Origin of the sequence: Knoellia sp. Soil729 (assembly GCF_001427985.1) — a bacterium.
Classification (GTDB): Bacteria; Actinomycetota; Actinomycetes; order Actinomycetales; family Dermatophilaceae; genus Knoellia.
Map to the genome: position 1 here is coordinate 436,276 of NZ_LMSA01000002.1, position 16,189 is coordinate 452,464.

Annotated in this window: 18 protein-coding genes; 3 read left to right on the forward strand and 15 right to left on the reverse strand. The window is 68.9% G+C overall.

Going from position 1 to position 16,189, the window contains the following annotated elements; all coding sequences use genetic code 11:
- Nucleotides 1-65 precede the first annotated feature (65 nt).
- The 8 genes from rpsD to ASG74_RS07005 form a co-directional block, all read right to left on the reverse strand.
- Nucleotides 66-674, reverse strand: coding sequence for a 30S ribosomal protein S4 (gene rpsD / locus ASG74_RS06970; protein WP_056140688.1), 609 nt, complete (start codon nucleotides 672-674; stop codon nucleotides 66-68).
- Nucleotides 675-706: 32 nt separating this feature from the next.
- Complete coding sequence (gene rpsK / locus ASG74_RS06975) at nucleotides 707-1,111, reverse strand: 30S ribosomal protein S11 (RefSeq protein ID WP_056140691.1); 405 nt, start codon at nucleotides 1,109-1,111, stop codon at nucleotides 707-709.
- Nucleotides 1,111-1,488, reverse strand: a complete 378-nt coding sequence (rpsM, locus tag ASG74_RS06980) for a 30S ribosomal protein S13 (protein WP_056140694.1) — start codon at nucleotides 1,486-1,488, stop codon at nucleotides 1,111-1,113. Before rpsM ends, rpsK begins: the two co-directional genes overlap by 1 nt.
- A gap of 228 nt (nucleotides 1,489-1,716) precedes the next feature.
- A complete protein-coding gene (gene rpmJ / locus ASG74_RS06985) occupies nucleotides 1,717-1,830 on the reverse strand; it encodes a 50S ribosomal protein L36 (RefSeq protein WP_009775928.1) in 114 nt (37 codons plus the stop codon).
- A gap of 108 nt (nucleotides 1,831-1,938) precedes the next feature.
- Nucleotides 1,939-2,160 carry a translation initiation factor IF-1 gene (infA, locus tag ASG74_RS06990; RefSeq protein WP_006946284.1) on the reverse strand — a complete coding sequence of 74 codons (222 nt, stop codon included), beginning with the start codon at nucleotides 2,158-2,160 and terminating at the stop codon, nucleotides 1,939-1,941.
- A gap of 217 nt (nucleotides 2,161-2,377) precedes the next feature.
- Nucleotides 2,378-3,361, reverse strand: coding sequence for a methylmalonyl Co-A mutase-associated GTPase MeaB (gene meaB / locus ASG74_RS06995; RefSeq protein ID WP_056140696.1), 984 nt, complete (start codon nucleotides 3,359-3,361; stop codon nucleotides 2,378-2,380).
- Nucleotides 3,358-5,559, reverse strand: a complete 2,202-nt coding sequence (scpA, locus tag ASG74_RS07000; protein ID WP_056140700.1) for a methylmalonyl-CoA mutase — start codon at nucleotides 5,557-5,559, stop codon at nucleotides 3,358-3,360. Before scpA ends, meaB begins: the two co-directional genes overlap by 4 nt.
- Nucleotides 5,556-7,286: a methylmalonyl-CoA mutase subunit beta gene (locus tag ASG74_RS07005; protein WP_056140703.1), complete on the reverse strand. Its 1,731-nt coding sequence runs from the start codon at nucleotides 7,284-7,286 to the stop codon at nucleotides 5,556-5,558. The genes scpA and ASG74_RS07005 overlap by 4 nt, the downstream gene beginning before the upstream one ends.
- A gap of 203 nt (nucleotides 7,287-7,489) precedes the next feature.
- On the opposite strand from ASG74_RS07005, the gene ASG74_RS07010 reads away from it, so the two are divergent.
- Nucleotides 7,490-8,134 carry a dihydrofolate reductase family protein gene (locus tag ASG74_RS07010; protein WP_056140705.1) on the forward strand — a complete coding sequence of 215 codons (645 nt, stop codon included), beginning with the start codon at nucleotides 7,490-7,492 and terminating at the stop codon, nucleotides 8,132-8,134.
- A 1-nt stretch (nucleotide 8,135) separates the two neighbouring features.
- A complete protein-coding gene (locus ASG74_RS07015) occupies nucleotides 8,136-8,714 on the forward strand; it encodes a dihydrofolate reductase family protein (RefSeq protein ID WP_056140710.1) in 579 nt (192 codons plus the stop codon).
- Nucleotides 8,715-8,726: 12 nt separating this feature from the next.
- Here the strand turns inward: ASG74_RS07015 and ASG74_RS07020 are convergent, their stop codons facing one another.
- Both ASG74_RS07020 and map read right to left on the reverse strand, forming a co-directional pair.
- Nucleotides 8,727-9,749, reverse strand: a complete 1,023-nt coding sequence (locus tag ASG74_RS07020) for an LLM class flavin-dependent oxidoreductase (protein ID WP_056140712.1) — start codon at nucleotides 9,747-9,749, stop codon at nucleotides 8,727-8,729.
- A gap of 74 nt (nucleotides 9,750-9,823) precedes the next feature.
- Nucleotides 9,824-10,672: a type I methionyl aminopeptidase gene (gene map / locus ASG74_RS07025; protein ID WP_056140715.1), complete on the reverse strand. Its 849-nt coding sequence runs from the start codon at nucleotides 10,670-10,672 to the stop codon at nucleotides 9,824-9,826.
- 104 nt (nucleotides 10,673-10,776) lie between these two features.
- Here map and ASG74_RS07030 point away from each other — a divergent pair, with 104 nt between their 5' ends.
- On the forward strand, nucleotides 10,777-11,823 hold the full coding sequence (locus ASG74_RS07030; RefSeq protein WP_056140720.1) for a tellurite resistance/C4-dicarboxylate transporter family protein: 1,047 nt from the start codon (nucleotides 10,777-10,779) through the stop codon (nucleotides 11,821-11,823).
- A 25-nt stretch (nucleotides 11,824-11,848) separates the two neighbouring features.
- On the opposite strand, the gene ASG74_RS07035 is transcribed toward ASG74_RS07030, so the two are convergent.
- The 5 genes from ASG74_RS07035 to rplO all read right to left on the reverse strand — a co-directional run bounded on the left by ASG74_RS07035 (nucleotide 11,849) and on the right by rplO (nucleotide 16,189).
- Nucleotides 11,849-12,388 (reverse strand): NADPH-dependent FMN reductase, encoded by a 540-nt coding sequence (locus ASG74_RS07035; protein ID WP_082569691.1) that lies wholly within the window; start codon nucleotides 12,386-12,388, stop codon nucleotides 11,849-11,851.
- A gap of 140 nt (nucleotides 12,389-12,528) precedes the next feature.
- Entirely contained in the window at nucleotides 12,529-13,503 is a 975-nt protein-coding gene (locus ASG74_RS07040; RefSeq protein ID WP_156465310.1) for a hypothetical protein, read from the reverse strand.
- A 130-nt stretch (nucleotides 13,504-13,633) separates the two neighbouring features.
- Complete coding sequence (locus ASG74_RS07045) at nucleotides 13,634-14,194, reverse strand: adenylate kinase (protein ID WP_056140731.1); 561 nt, start codon at nucleotides 14,192-14,194, stop codon at nucleotides 13,634-13,636.
- The gene (gene secY / locus ASG74_RS07050; protein ID WP_056140733.1) at nucleotides 14,194-15,510 is read right to left on the reverse strand and encodes a preprotein translocase subunit SecY; all 1,317 of its coding nucleotides are present in this window, start codon (nucleotides 15,508-15,510) and stop codon (nucleotides 14,194-14,196) included. The genes ASG74_RS07045 and secY overlap by 1 nt, the downstream gene beginning before the upstream one ends.
- 181 nt (nucleotides 15,511-15,691) lie before the next feature.
- On the reverse strand, nucleotides 15,692-16,189 hold the full coding sequence (gene rplO / locus ASG74_RS07055; RefSeq protein ID WP_056143275.1) for a 50S ribosomal protein L15: 498 nt from the start codon (nucleotides 16,187-16,189) through the stop codon (nucleotides 15,692-15,694).

Sequence of the window (16,189 nt, forward strand, 5' to 3'; positions counted from 1 at the left end):
ATTGCCCGTTCGGCCATCCCTCGCAGAGCTCGGGCGTGGCCAAACGGGCAATAGGTCGGCTGAGATCAGTTCTTCGAGTAGAACTCGACGATGAGCTGCTCGGTGAGGATCGAGTCGATCTGCGCCCGGATCGGGAGCGAGTGGATCAGGATCTGCAGCGAACCCGGGACGACCTGCATCCAGGCCGGGGTCGGGCGCTCGCCGAACGTCTCGCGAGCGAGCTGGAGCGGGAACGTCTCCACCGACTGCTTGCGCACGGTGATGATGTCGTACTGCTCGACGCGGTAGGACGGGACGTCCACGCGCTTGCCGTTGACCTCGAAGTGGCCGTGCGTGACGAGCTGGCGCGCGGCACGACGGGTGCGGGCGAGGCCCGCGCGGTAGATGACGTTGTCGAGTCGGGACTCGAGGATCGTCAGGATGTTCTCACCCGTCTTGCCGGGGCGGTTCGCCGCTTCCTTGTAGTAGCGACGGAACTGCTTCTCCATGACGCCGTAGGTGAAGCGAGCCTTCTGCTTCTCCTGGAGCTGGGTCAGGTATTCCTTCTCCTGCATCCGGCGACGGCCGTGCTGGCCGGGCGGGAAGGGGCGCAGGTCGAAGTTCTTGTCGCCGCCGACGAGGTCAACCCGCAGACGACGCGACTTCTTGGTGATGGGGCCGGTATAACGAGCCATGTTCTAGTTCTCTTTCCGTCTTCTCGCGGCGATCAGACGCGGCGGCGCTTGGGCGGGCGGACACCGTTGTGCGGTGAGGGCGTGACGTCCTGGATCGAGCCGACCTCGAGGCCGGCTGCGGTCAGCGAACGGATCGCGGTCTCGCGACCCGAGCCCGGACCCTTGACGAAGACGTCGACCTTGCGCACGCCGTGGTCCATCGCACGACGGGCAGCGGCCTCAGCGGCAGTCTGCGCGGCGAACGGGGTGGACTTGCGCGAGCCCTTGAAGCCGACCTGGCCGGCGGAGGCCCAGGCAATGACGGCACCGGTGGGGTCGGTGATCGAGATGATCGTGTTGTTGAACGTCGACTTGATGTGGGCCTGGCCCACGGGAACGTTCTTCTTGTCCTTGCGGCGCACCTTCTTGGCGCCGGTCAAACGGCCCTTGGGAGGCATTACTTACCAACCTTCTTCTTGCCGGCGACGGTGCGCTTCGGACCCTTGCGGGTACGCGCGTTGGTCTTGGTCCGCTGACCGTTGACGGGCAGGCCCGAACGGTGACGGCGACCCTGGTAGGACCCGATCTCGACCTTGCGGCGAATGTCGGCCTGGACCTCACGGCGGAGGTCACCCTCGACCTTGAGGTTCTCGTCGATCCAGTCGCGCAGCGCGACCAGGTCGGCGTCGCTGAGGTCCTTGACGCGGGTGTTGGCGTCGACGCCGGTGGCGGCGAGAGCCTTCTGCGAGCTGGAGCGGCCCACACCGAAGATGTAGGTCAGTGCGATCTCGACGCGCTTCTCGCGCGGGAGGTCGACTCCTTGGAGACGTGCCATCGTGTGATGGTTCCTGTTCTGGGATTCCGGAGGTCTGGTGCAGTCGCCGGTCCGGCACTCGTGTCCGGTCCTCGGCCTCCGGGCCGAGGGTGACGTCCCGTGCTCACCTCTGACAGGTGACGCCCACGGGGGTCGGGCGCTGCGTTCTCATCATGAACTTCTTGCGTGTGCTCGAAGCTGTGCTCCGTGCAGGGTCCTGGCTCGGAAGCCGGGACGGTCAGGCTCTGCTCAACCCTGGCGCTGCTTGTGGCGCGGGTTCTCGCAGATGACCATGACCCGACCGTTGCGGCGGATCACCTTGCACTTGTCACAGATCTTCTTGACGCTCGGCTGAACCTTCATTGCCTCTGCTGTCTTGTCGATCCTCCCGACACGGCGGAGGCCGTGCGGGTCGTTCGGGTGGTGCTGGTTGCTACTGCTGTGCCAACCGATGAGTGAGCAAAGCCCACGTCAGCGGTAGCGGAAGACGATGCGGCCTCGGGTCAGGTCGTAAGGGCTGAGCTCCACCACCACGCGGTCCTCGGGGAGGATCCGGATGTAGTGCTGACGCATCTTGCCCGAGATGTGTGCGAGCACCTTGTGACCGTTGGTGAGCTCCACGCGAAACATCGCGTTGGGGAGCGCCTCAACGATGGTGCCCTCGATCTCGATGACGCCGTCCTTCTTGGCCATACCCTCTCAATCCGTTGCTGGCCCCACCCTGGGTGTGGCGCGAGGCCACCAGTGGAACCATGGGAGTCCGGTCGCGCATGCGCAAGCACACGAGACCGACGCTCCATCCTACGGGAGCGCACGCTGAGCACGAAATCGCCCTTGGCCCGCTCCCCACCCGCCACTGACTGCCCGTTTCGGCCAATGAGCGGCGGCGACGAGCTGGCCGAACGCGCAATCAGTGCGCTTTGTCTCCATGGCCGAAGAGGTCGAGGACCTGTGCCGCGGCGTCGACCGCGCTGACCTCACCCGAGCGGACCGCCGCCTCGAGCTTGGCCCGCTGCGCCTTGACCGCCGGCGCCGACCTCACGGCGTCCTCGAGGTGGGCGTCGACGAGGGCCCACATCCAGTCCTGCTGCTGCTGTGCCCGGCGCAGCTCGAGCGACCCCTCCGACTCCAGGTGCGCGCGGTGCTCGAGCACGGCCTCCCAGACCTCGTCGAGTCCCGTGCCCGTGACCGACGAGCAGGTGAGCACGGGAGGGCGACGCACGTCCTTGCCCGGCAGCATGAGTCGCATCGCCGACGAGAGGTCCCGGGCCGCACCGCGCGCCGGCCCCTCCCCGTCGCCGTCGGCCTTGTTGACCGCGATGACGTCGGCCAGCTCGAGGATGCCGCGCTTGATGCCCTGGAGCTGGTCACCGGCGCGGGCCAGCGTCAGCAGGAGGAAGGTGTCGACCATCTCGGACACGGCGATCTCGTTCTGCCCGACGCCGACGGTCTCGACGATGACGACGTCGAAGCCAGCGGCCTCGAGGACGAGCATCGACTCGCGCGTCGCCCGGGCCACTCCCCCGAGGTGGCGTCCGCTCGGACTGGGCCTTACGAACGCCGAGTCGCTGGCACTGAGCTCACCCATCCGGGTGCGGTCACCCAGGATCGAGCCACCCGTGCGACGCGAGCTCGGGTCGACGGCGACGACAGCAACCTTGTGCCCGGCCTCGATGAGGCGGCCACCCATCGCGTTGATGAAGGTGGACTTGCCCGCACCCGGAACCCCAGAGATCCCGACGCGCACCGCTGAACCCGTGTATGCCGTGAGCTCGGTGAGGAGGGCACGGGCCCGTTCGCGGTGGTCGGCTCTCGTCGACTCCACCAGGGTGATCGCGCGGGCGATCGCCGCCCGCGACCCCTCGCGAATACCGTCGAAGAGCTCGTGGGTCACGCGCCAGCCCGGTCTGCGGCGCCCCGCTCGTCGATGTGCAGCCTCGCGCGCAGGTCGCCGATGAGGCTGATCGCCGCGGTCGAGATCACCGTGCCGGGTGGATAGATCGCATCGGCCCCGGCTGCTCGCAGGTCGTCGAAGTCCTGGTTGGGGATGACGCCGCCGACGACGATCATGAGGTCCTCGCGGCCGAGCGCGTCGAGCTCCTTGCGCAGCGCAGGCACCAGGGTGAGGTGCCCGGCGGCGAGCGACGAGACCCCCACGACGTGGACATCGGACTCGACGGCCTGACGCGCGACCTCCGTCGGCGTCTGGAACAGGGGGCCCACGTCGACGTCGAAGCCGAGGTCGGCAAACGCCGTGGCGATGACCTTCTGCCCGCGGTCGTGCCCGTCCTGGCCCATCTTGGCGACGAGGATGCGGGGGCGACGACCCTCGGCCTCCTCGAACTCCTCGACGAGCTCCTGCGCCTTGCGCACGGTGGCGTCGGAGCCGGCCTCGTCGGAGTACACGCCACCGATCGTACGGATCTGGGCGGTGTAGCGGCCGAAGGCCTCCTCCATCGCGGCGGACATCTCACCGACCGTGGCCTTGGCCCGGGCGGCGTCGATGGCGAGCGCGAGGAGGTTGGTGTCGAGGGTGCCATCGGAACCACCGCGGGCGGCGGCGGTCAAGCGCTCGAGGGCTGCACGGCATACGTCGTCGTCGCGCTCTGCGCGCAGGCGTTCGAGCTTCTCGATCTGGCTCTTGCGCACCGCGGCGTTGTCGACCTTGAGGACCTCGATGGGTTCGTCGTTCTCGGGGATGTAGCGGTTGACGCCGATCACCGGCTGCTGGCCGGAGTCGATGCGCGCCTGGGTGCGGGCAGCGGCCTCCTCGATGCGCATCTTGGGGATGCCGGCCTCGATGGCCTTGGCCATGCCGCCGGCGGCCTCGACCTCCTCGATGTGCGCCCAGGCACGCTCCGCGAGGTCGTGGGTGAGGCGCTCGACGTAGGCCGAGCCGCCCCACGGGTCGATGGTGCGCGTCGTGCCCGACTCCTGCTGGATGACCAGCTGGGTGTTGCGGGCGATCCGTGCACTGAAGTCGGTCGGCAGCGCGATCGCCTCGTCGAGGGCGTTGGTGTGCAGGCTCTGGGTGAGCCCCTGCGTCGCGGCCATCGCCTCGATGCAGGTCCGGACGACGTTGTTGTAGACGTCCTGCGCCGTGAGCGACCAGCCACTCGTCTGGCAGTGGGTGCGCAGGCTGAGCGACTTCGGGTTCCTGGCGCCCTGCTGCTCGACCAGCCGCGCCCACAGGAGGCGGGCCGCGCGCATCTTGGCGACCTCCATGAAGAAGTTCATGCCGATCGCCCAGAAGAAGGACAGGCGCGGGGCGAAGCGGTCGACATCGAGGCCGACGTCCTTGCCTGCCCGGAGGTACTCGATGCCGTCCGCCAGCGTGTAGGCGAGCTCGAGGTCCTGCGTCGCCCCGGCCTCCTGCATGTGGTAGCCGGAGATGGAGATCGAGTTGTAGCGCGGCATCTTCTCGGAGGTGAACGCGAAGATGTCGCTGATGATCCGCATCGAGGGCTCGGGCGGGTAGATGTAGGTGTTGCGGACCATGAACTCCTTGAGGATGTCGTTCTGGATGGTCCCCGAGAGCTGCTCGGGCGCGACGCCCTGCTCCTCGGCCGCGACGACGAAGAGTGCCAGCACGGGGATGACCGCGCCGTTCATCGTCATCGACACCGACATCTGGTCGAGCGGGATGCCGTCGAAGAGGGTGCGCATGTCGTAGATCGAGTCGATGGCCACACCGGCCATGCCGACGTCGCCCTCCACGCGCGGGTGGTCGCTGTCGTAGCCTCGGTGGGTGGCGAGGTCGAAGGCGACGCTCAGGCCCTTCTGTCCGGCGGCGAGGTTGCGGCGGTAGAAGGCGTTGGACTCCTCGGCGGTGGAGAAGCCGGCGTACTGGCGGATGGTCCACGGCTGGTTGACGTACATCGTCGGGTAGGGCCCGCGCAGGAACGGCGGCGCACCGGGGATGGTCTCGAGGAAGTCCAGGCCCTCGAGGTCGGCCTCGGTGTAGAGCGGCGGCACCTCGATCTGCTCGGGGGTGAGCCACGTCCGGGCGTTGCCGCCCTCGTCGTGGGGCCCGGCGCTCTCGGGGCGGCCGTTCCCCAGGTCGAGGGTCGTGAAGTCGGGGATCGAGCTCATGCGGGAGCTCCCATCTCGTCGAGGAGGGCGGAGAGGAAGGCGACCACGTCCATGTCCTTGGCGACACCCTCGTAGCCCGTGTCGGTGGCGGCCAGCGTGATGGCGGCTCTGCTGTCTCCGTCGCCGTCGACGGTGTCAACGGCGTGGATGCCGGCCACGGTGAGCAGGTTGACCACGTCGATGCGGCGGTCGGCCGCGCGGGGCACGTCGAGGAGCGGCACGGCGACACTCGGCGCCTGCCCGTGCTTCGCCGCGTAGGCCGCCGACCGATCGCGCAGGGCTTCGAAGATGCTCGAGTCCCGGTGTGGTGCAAGCGCATCGGGCCCGGTGGAGAGCTGTGCGCGAGCCTTGCGCTGGAGCGGCTTCTCGCCGGCGAGGGGGAACGTGCTCACGCCGGTGATGGGAGTGGATCGCGTCGCGAGCGCCGTGTCGCGCTCGGCGACAGCGGCCGAGATCCGTTGTGCCACAAGGCCACTGGTGAGGGCTTCCGACATGCCACCAGCGGCCTCGATCTCCTGGAACGTCGCCCAGGCGGCCCGGGCCACCTCGTCGGTGAGGGTCTCGACGTACCAGGAACCTCCGGCCGGGTCAGTGACCCGGCCGACGTGGGACTCCTCGGCGAGGAGGATCTGGGTGTTGCGGGCGATGCGCCGCGAGAACGGCGTGGGCAGTCCCGACACCGTGTCGAACGGCAGGACGGTGATCGCGTCTGCCCCACCGAGGCTGGCGCCGAACGTCGCGAGCGTGCTGCGCAGGATGTTGGTCCAGGCGTCGTCCCGGGTGAACATGCGCCCCGACGTCACGGCGTGAGTGAACGCGCCACGCGCCTTCTCGTCGACCCCGACGCTCTCGCCGATGCGCGCCCAGGTCCGGCGGAGCGCACGCAGGGCGGCCGCGGAGAGGAACTGGTCGGCGCTGGCGCTCACGCGGAACTCGATGTGGCGGAATGCCTCGGCGACGGCGACCCCCTCGGCCTCGAGGTGGCGCAGGTAGGCCACGGCCGTCGCGAGGGCGAAGGCGATCTCGTCGGTCACCGTGGCGCCGGCGTCGGCGTGGACCCGGGTGTCAACCGTGATTGCGCGGACCTCGCCCAGGTCGGTGAGCCGGTGGACCGAGTCGGCCAACGGGGACAGGTCCGCGGCCGTGCCCGTGCGGGCGGCAGCGCCGAGCGGGTCGTGGCCGAGGTTGCCGGAGGCGGCAGGAGAAGCCGAGAGGACGGCATACAGGGCGTCCGCGGCAGCGACCTGGTCGTCCCACGACGAGACGACCACGGGTGCGAGGTCGAGCTGGACGTCGGCGAGCGCGTCGGCCAAGTCGCCCGGCGCCAGACCGTCGGCACCGACGTGGAGCCAGACCGAGGTGACACCGTTCTCGAGGTCGGCGAGGACGAGCTTGCGGGTCGCGGCCACGTCGGGGTCGTCGTGCAGCTGACGGACGTCCCAGGGGACGTCTGCGTCGCGCAGGGTCCGTCCGCGCGTGAAGGGCATCGCTCCCGGCACGCCGAGCGGCGCGGGCTCCGCGGGCCTCGTGTAGAGCGGTTCGATGTCGAGCCCGCCCTCGAGGTGGGAGCGCATGGAGGCAACGGCCTCGTCGGTGCCGAGGTGCTGGTCCTCGGGTCGCCCCTTGTTGACGACGCCGGCGACGAGCTCTCGCCACTGCTCCTGCGTCTGATCCGGGAAGTGTGCCGCCAGCGTCATCGCTGCGGGCCGCTTCGGGGCCACCGTCATCCGCTGCTCCTGATGTCGATCGGGTCAGCCCGCACCTGTCGTCGTGAGGTCTGCGAGCCTCAAATCACCCTACCGGCGCGGTGCTCGGGCCCGAACGAGAGTTTGGGCACATCGGGCCGCTTCGACGGACACGGTGGCCGGACTGCCGCCCCTACGCTGGCTTCTGGTGGCACGTCGCCACCACCTCTGCGCCAGGAGCCGGCATGTCCCTCGCCCGCGTCACCCAGTTCAGCATCTCGCTCGACGGCTACGCCACCGGCGACGTCCAGTCACTGGAGAAGCCGTTCGGTCACGCGGGGATGCGCCTGCACACGTGGATGTTCTCCCCCCAGGGGGTGGCCGGCGGCCGTGTCCAGCATGGGGTCGACGGTGCGCTCGCGGCCGTGGGGTGGGACGGCTCCGTCGGCGCCGAGATCATGGGCCGACGCAAGTTCGGACCACAGACGGGGCCGTGGGAGGACGAGGAGTGGCGCGGCTGGTGGGGTGAGGATCCGCCCTTCCACACGCCCGTCTTCGTGCTCACCCACCACCCCCGTCCCTCGCTCGAGATGGAGGGCGGCACGACCTTCCACTTCATCGACGCCTCGCCCGCCGAGGCGCTCGAGCAGGCCCGGGCCGCCGCCGGGGGCCTCGACGTCCGCATCGGCGGTGGGCCGACGACGGTGCGCGAGTTCCTCGAGGCAGACCTCGTCGACGTGATGCACGTGGTGCTCGTCCCGATCGTCCTGGGCCGGGGCGTCTCGCTCTGGGAGGGGCTCGAGGGCGTGGAGTCCCGCTTCGACATCGAGTCGGTCACCTCCCCCAGCTCGGGCGTGACCCACCTGCTCTTCCAGCGCAAGGGTGCCTGAGGTGGGACGCCTGCGCTACGGGATGCTCGTGTCCCTCGACGGCTACGCCCGCGATGCGTCGGGCTCCTTCGACTGGGCCCGGCCCAGTGATGAGCTCCATGCCTACATCAACGCCCAGGAGCGCGGGGTGGGGACCTACGTCTACGGCCGTGGCCTGTGGGAGGTCATGCGCTACTGGCAGGACGCGCCTCCCGGAGAGGCGAGCGCCCCCGCGCACGACGAGTACGCCGCCATCTGGCAGGACAGCGACAAGGTCATCATCTCGACGACGCTGCAACCCCCGCCGGAGCCACGGACCGATGTCTGGGACCGCTTCGACGTCGACCGCCTCGCCACGCTGGTCCGCCAGTGCCCCACCGACGTGAGCATCGGCGGACCGACCCTGGCCGGGCACGCACTCAGGGCGGGACTCGTCGACGAGATCACGGCATACGTCATGCCGCACGTCGCCGGCGGCGGGCTGCCGTGGCTGCCCGACGGCTTCACGTCCAGCCTCGCCCTGCGAGAGCACCACACCTTCGACAGCGGAGCCGTCGCCCTCGTCTATGACGTCACCACGAGTGGCGTCACGAACACCTAGCGCAAACCTGCGTCAGTCGCGCCAGCCGAGTGCCGGAGCCACGTGCGTGAGGATGCTCTCGAGGATGTGGGCGTTGTAGTCCACGCCGAGGGTGTTGGGAATCGTCAGGAGCAGGGTGTCCGCCGCCGCGATGGCCTCGTCCTCGGCGAGCTGGCGCACCAGCTCATCCGGCTCCGCGGCATACGACTTCCCGAAGCGGGCGAGCCCACCGTCGATCATCCCGACCTGGTCGGTGCTGCGACGGTCCGCCCCGAAGTAGGCATGGTCCTGCGCCGTCACGAGCGGGAAGATGCTGCGGCTCACCGACGTCCGTGGGGTGCGCTCGTGACCGGACTCGCGCCAGGCGTCGTGGAACATCTGGATCTGCTCGGCCTGCAGCTGGTGGAAGGGCACTCCGGTGTCCTCGGTGAGCAGCGTTGAGCTCATGAGGTTCATGCCCTGCTGCGCGGTCCAGACCGCGGTCGCGCGCGACCCCGCGCCCCACCAGATGCGGTCGCGCAGACCCGCGGAGTGTGGTTCGACGCGCAGCAGGCCGGGCGGGTTGGGGAACATGGGGCGCGGGCTGGGTTGCGCGAAGCCTTCGCCGTCCAGGACGGTGAGGAACTCGGCCGTATGCCGTCGCGCCATGTCCGCGTCCGACTCACCTTCGCGTGGGTCGTGGCCGAAGTAGCGGTAGCCCTCGACGACCTGCTCGGGCGATCCGCGGCTGATGCCGAGCTGAAGTCGTCCTCGGGCGATGAGGTCGGCCGCGCCGGCGTCCTCGGCCATGTAGAGCGGGTTCTCGTAGCGCATGTCGATGACGCCCGTACCGAGCTCGATCCGGCTCGTCCTGGCCCCGGCCGCGGCGAGCAACGGGAACGGTGACGCGAGCTGCTGGGCAAAGTGGTGCACGCGGAAGTAGGCGCCGTCGGCCCCGACCTCTTCAGCCGCGACCGCCAGCTCGATGGACTGCAGCATGACGTCGGACGCCGTGCGGACCGCTGACTGCGGGTGGGGGTTCCAGTGCCCGAACGAGAGGAATCCGATGCGCTTCATACCTGCATTGAACACCGCCGGTCGGCGGGCATTCCTCGGTCAGCTCGAGCCCAGCTACGGACAGAGCCCTGGGGTCACGCGAGCGGAGCGTAGGCCGCGCCGAGCTCCCTGAGCTTGGCCTCGCCGCCGTCGACCTCGGTGAGGACCCACAGGCCCTTGCCGGTCACGGCCACGGTGTTCTCCCAGTGGGCCGCCCGGGACCCGTCGTTGGTCACCACCGTCCAGTCGTCCTCGAGGACGCGGTTGGCCTCGGGCCCCAGCGTGACCATCGGTTCGATCGCGATCGTCGTCGCGTCCACGACGATCGGGCCCTTGCCGCTCACGCGGTAGTTCGGCACCTGGGGGTCCATGTGCATCGAGGTGCCGATGCCGTGGCCGACGTAGTCCTCGACGATGCCGTACTCGCGTCCACGCCGCTCCCCCGCCGCGGTGAGGCTGTCCTCGACCGCGGCGCCCACGGCATACAGGCTCTGGCCGACCGTGAGCGCGCAGATCCCGGCCCACATGGACGCCTCGGTGTCGTCGATGAGCTCGAGGTCCTCGGGGCGGGCTGCCTCGCGGCCGCCGACGACGAGCGAGATGGCGGCATCCCCGTGCCAGCCCTCGACGATGGCGCCGCAGTCGATCGAAAGCAGGTCGCCCTCGTCGAGCACCCGTCCGCCGGGTATGCCATGCACGACCTCCTCGTTGACCGAGGTGCACAGGGTGCCCGTGAAGCCGTGGTAGCCCAGGAAGCTCGGGGTGCCGCCGCCGTCGCGGATGGCGGTCTCGGCCAAGGTGTCGAGCTCCTTGGTCGTCATTCCCGCCCGCACGGAGGAGCGCAGCAGCTGCAGGGTCTGCCCCACGAGGAGGCCTGCGGCGCGCATGAGAACCACCTGCTCATGCGTCTTGGCCTCGATGCGCTCACGTCCGAACAGTCCCATGGTCGGCGAATCTACCGTGCGGCCGCGGGAAGGCCTGACCGGCGGTGGTAGCCGGGCGACGCGGCGGGGTTGCCACGAGAGTGGGCCCGGGCCAGTCTTTCGCCATGACGACGTCGCCCCAGGTGCGTGCTCGCGCCGGTCTGCTCGCCGGGCTCACGCCCGGCTACTACGCGTTCGTCATGGCCAGCGGCATCGTGTCGCTGGGCTTCGACCTGCTCGGCTTCAGGACGCTGTCCGTCGCGCTGTTCGCCATCTGCGTGGTCGGCTACGTGGTCCTGTGCGCCCTCAATGCAGCACGCTTCACCAGCCACCGGCGTGCCATGGCCGACGACTTCCGCGACCCGAAGCGGGCGTTCGGCTTCTTCACCTTCGTCGCCGGCACGAACGTCCTGGGGGTCCGTGCCGGAGCCGAGGGCTGGTATGCCGTGACCGCCACCCTGCTCGTCGTCGCCGGACTCGCCTGGCTCGTGCTCGGCTACGTCATCCCGTGGAGCGCGGTCCTGGGGCAGGAAGAGCGACCCGTCGTCGCCTTCGCCAACGGGACGTGGTTCATCTGGGTGGTCGCGAGCCAGTCGGTCGCCGTGTCCGCCGCCACCCTGGCGAACGTCTACCCACGAGGGCTCCACGCGCTCGTGATCCTGGCGATCCTGTGCTGGTCCGTCGGCGTCTTCCTCTATGCCGCGTCGGGGATCATCGTCGCCCTGCGACTCATGCTCTACCCGCTCGACCCCCGCGACTTCGACCCGCCCTACTGGGTGGCCATGGGCGCAGTGGCCATCACCGTCGTCGCGGGAGCACGCATCGTCGAGATGGACTCCGCGCCGATGGTCGACGCGACGCGCGGCCTCATCGCCGGGCTGTCGGTCGTGTTCTGGGCGTTCGCCACCTGGCTCATCCCGGTGCTCGTCGCCGTCGGCGTGTGGCGGCACGTCCTGCGCAAGGTCCCCCTGCGCTACGAGCCCACCTTGTGGAGCATGGTCTTCCCGCTCGGCATGTATGCCGTGGCCGGCATCTACCTGGGACGCGCCGACGAGCTCCCGATCGTGGACTGGATCGGCTCGGCCTGGCTCTGGGTGGCGGCCGCCGCCTGGGCCGCGGTCTTCGTCGCGATGCTCCGTGAGGTGGTGCGCACGGTGTCGGGCCCTCGCTGAGGAGCGCCCGACACCGCGGTGAGGGTCAGGACTGGGCCGCGACCCCGTCGAGGTCGAGGACCTTGCTGTGCAGGGTGTCGAGGAGGTCGCGCAGCTCGGTGCTCGCTGCGCCCTCGGCGTCGACGACCGAGCCGTCGATGGTCAGCTGCTCGGGGAAGCTCAGCCCGAGGCCACCCACCACGTCGGCCTTGACATGGGTGAGCACCTTGGCGAGGTCGGCGCACGCGTCGCTGGCGCCGCTCCAGCCGTAGCCCACGAGGCCGATCGGCTTGGAGTCCCACTCCGCGAAGAGGTAGTCGATCGCGTTCTTGATCGGCGCGGGGTAGCTGCGGTTGTACTGCGGCGTGACGACGAGCACCGCGTCCGACTCGAAGATCGCGCTGGCCCACGCCTGGGTGTGCGGCTTGGCGTAGTTGCCGTTCTTGGGCATGTCCTCCTCGTCGAAGAAGGGCAGGTTGATCTCGCCCAGGTCGAGGATCCTGACCTCCCACTGCTCGCGGGACGCCTGCTCGCTCACCCACTGGGTGACCTTGTGGCCGATGCGGTTCGGACGGGTGCTGGACACGATGATGCTGAGTTGATTCACATTTCAACCAACAGCCCGGTCCCGCTCCCCATTCCCACCTCCGCCAGCAGTCGAGAGGAGACGACATCCCGTATGCCGTCCGCCCACGCGGGAAGTTGTCTCCTCTCGACTGCTTCCGGTCAGAGGATGTTCAGGCTGCGCGGGTCGAGGCCCAGGGCCCGGGCCACGAACTCCAGGGTCTCGACGCGCCTGGGAGGTCGGAAGATGTCGTCGACGAAGAGCTCCCGCACGGTGTGGCCCGTGGACTCGAGCAGCCGGCGCTTGGCCTCGTCGCCGCTGCGTGCATCGATGTCGGCGTGGACCTGTCCCTGGTACTCCGCCGCCACGCGCCGTGCCCACCACAGGAGGTCCACCTCGGCGAGGTACTCACCAGCGTCGTCGGTGACCACGCCGTTGACCTCGGGTTCGGGGAGCCCCGCGCGGACGAACATCAGCCGGGCGCGTGACTCCATCGGCGACTTCACACGGGGACGGATGAGATCGAGCGCCTGGCGCAGCATGACCTTGCCGCGTGGTCGCACACGCCGACCCAGCGCCTCGTGCAAGGCCATCACCCCTCGCGATGTCCGTGCTCCCGACCGGACCTCCGCCTGGGTGCCGGCATCGAGCCGCGCGACCACTGCATCGCCGAGCACGACAGGGTCGTCGACCGTGAGCCGGCCCCTCCGCAGCTCGCCGAGGTCACACCAGGTGTCGGCCAGGCCGACCAGCCTGAGGCCATCGACGACCTCCACCTCACGGATCTCGAGGCCGCGGTGGCCCCGGCAGCCCTCTCGCTTCACCTGGCCGTCCGAGGTGGGGGCCATGATGTCGAGGTCCCCGGTCTCGGCCTCCCGGACGAGGAAGCTCGGCACCGGTAGGTCGCGAAGGACCGCATTGGTGACGTGGGAGAAGGCGCGGGCGGACGGCATACCGGCGGCGTAGGCCGCAGCCCGTTCCGCCACGGTGACCGGAGTGGTCAGGGAGTGCGCACCATGGGTTGGGTGGACGAGGTCGCCCCGATGCATGCGCATCCCGGGCACGCCGAGCTCTCGAGCGCGGGACGTGGAGAACGGACCTCGCGCAAGCTCGTCGGGAAGCGGCTGCGGTCGCACCCGAGGAGCATCCCCGAAATCGAGGTTTCGGCCGCGGAGTCATCCACAGGAGCAGTCGAGAGTAGACGACATCCCGCGTGCCGTACCGGCACGCGGGATGTCGTCTACTCTCGACTGCTTCTGGGGCGGTTCAGGCCAGGGCGGCGATGACCCGCTCAGTGACCTCGTCGACCTCACCGAGGCCGTCGACCTCGACCAGCAGGTCGCGCTCGGCATAGACGTCGGTCAAGGGAGCGGTCTCACGGCGGTAGATCGCCTGACGCTCCCGGATGACCTCTTCGGTGTCGTCGACACGGCCCTCGATCTCGGCGCGCTTGAGGAGGCGGTCGACGACGGCGTCCTCGTCGACCGTGAGGGCGAGGACCTTGTCGACGCCGACGTCGGTCTTGGCGAGCATCTCGTCCAGGGCGACGACCTGGCCCGTCGTGCGCGGGTAGCCGTCGAGCAGGAAGCCGCCCTCGCAGTCGGACTGCGCGAGGCGGTCTTCGACGATCGCGTTGGTGATGTCGTCGGAGACGTAGCCACCGGAGGCGGTGATCTCCTGGACCTGCTTGCCGAGCTCCGTGCCGGCCTTGATGTTGGCGCGGAAGATGTCGCCGGTGGAGATGGCGGGGATGGCGAAGTGCTCTGCGATGCGGGCGGCCTGCGTGCCCTTGCCTGCACCGGGGGGACCGAGAATGATCAGACGCATTACTTCAGGAACCCTTCGTAGTGTCGCTGCTGCAGCTGGGACTCGATCTGCTTCACGGTCTCGAGCCCGACACCGACGATGATCAGGATCGAGGTGCCACCGAACGGGAAGTTCTGGTTGGCCCCGACGAGGACGAGCGCGAGCAACGGGATGATCGAGATCAGCGCGAGGTAGATCGCTCCCGGCACGGTGATGCGTGTGAGCACGTACTGGAGGTACTCGGCCGTGGGTCGCCCGGCCCGGATACCCGGGATGAAGCCGCCGTACTTCTTCATGTTGTCGGCAACCTCGGTGGGGTTGAACGTGATCGACACATAGAAGAACGTGAAGAAGAGGATGAGCGCGGTGTAGGTGAGGCCGTAGGCCCACGTGTCACCGCCGGAGTAGTTCGCGTCGATCCACTGCACCCAGCCCGACGACGTGCCGTCGGCCTTGCGGTTGAACTGGGCCAGCAGTGTCGGGAGCGCAAGCAGCGAGCTGGCGAAGATGACGGGGATGACACCCGCCATGTTGACCTTGAGCGGGATGTAGGTCGACGTGCCGCCGTAGACGCGGCGCCCGACCATGCGCTTGGCGTACTGGACCGGGATGCGCCGCTGGCTCTGCTCGACGAAGACGACGAGCGCGATGATGACGAAGCCCATGAGGATGATCCCCAGGAAGATGTCCCAGCGACCCTCCTTCTGCTGGATGGCCCACAGGGCGCCCGGGAAGGTCGCGGCGATCGACGTGAAGATGAGGATCGACATGCCGTTGCCGACGCCGTGGTCGGTGACGAGCTCACCGAGCCACATGACGAGGCCGGTGCCGGCCGTCATCGTGAGCACCATGATGAGGATCGTCACGAGCGAGTGGTCGGTGAGGATGTTGGTGCATGCCGGGTTGGCGAAGAGCTGCTGCGGGTTCTGCGCGAAGGTGATGAACGTCGCCGACTGCAGCACGGCCAGGGCGATGGTCAGGTAACGCGTGTACTGCGTCATCTTGGCCTGCCCGGCCTGTCCCTCCTTCTTGAGGGACTCGAACTTCGGGATCACCACGGTGAGCAGCTGGATGATGATGCTCGCGGTGATGTAGGGCATGATCCCCAGCGCGAAGATCGACAGCTGGAGCAGTGCCCCACCGCTGAAGAGGTTCGCGAGGCCCAGCAGGTCGTTGGCGTCGCCCGCGCCCTTCTGGCACGCCTGGATGAGCGAGTAGCTCACGCCGGGCGTGGGCACCTGGGCGCCCAGACGGTACAGAGCGATGACCCCGAGCGTGAACAGGATCTTCCTGCGCAGGTCGGGCGTCTTGAACGCACGGCCGAAAGCGGTGAGCACAGGTCCTCCAGGTGGGCGGCGGTAGCCGCATCAGTGTGTTGATCGACGAACAAGATACCCCGACGCCGCTGACGGTCGACGACCGCCGTGGTCACGGAGGGTCAAACGACGTATGCCGCAGGGCAGGTTCCCGAAGCTGCCCTCGGGAACCGCGCCCTGCGGCATACGCGCTGGAAAAACGTCAGGCAGAGTCGCCCAGGCTGGCCGAGCCGCCCGCCGCCTCGATCTTCTCCTTGGCAGAGGAGGAGAACGCGTTGGCGGTGACGTTCACGGCGACCGTGATCTCGCCGGTGCCGAGCACCTTGACGAGGTGGCCGTCGCGGACCGCACCCTTGGCCACGAGGTCCTCGACGCTGACGTCGCCACCCTCGGGGTAGAGGGAGGACAGCTTGTCGAGGTTCACGACCTGGTACTGGGTCTTGAACGGGTTCTTGAAGCCGCGCAGCTTCGGAAGACGCATGTGGAGGGGGGTCGAGCCACCCTCGAAGCGCTCCGGAACCTGGTAGCGGGCCTTGGAGCCCTTGGTACCGCGACCGGCGGTCTTGCCCTTGGAGCCCTCACCACGACCGACACGGGTCTTGGCGGTCTTGGCTCCGGGGGCGGGACGCAGGTGGTGGACCTTGAGGGCCGAGGACTGGGTGCTGGTCCCAGCCCCTGCCGTCGTCTGCTTGTCAGCCAT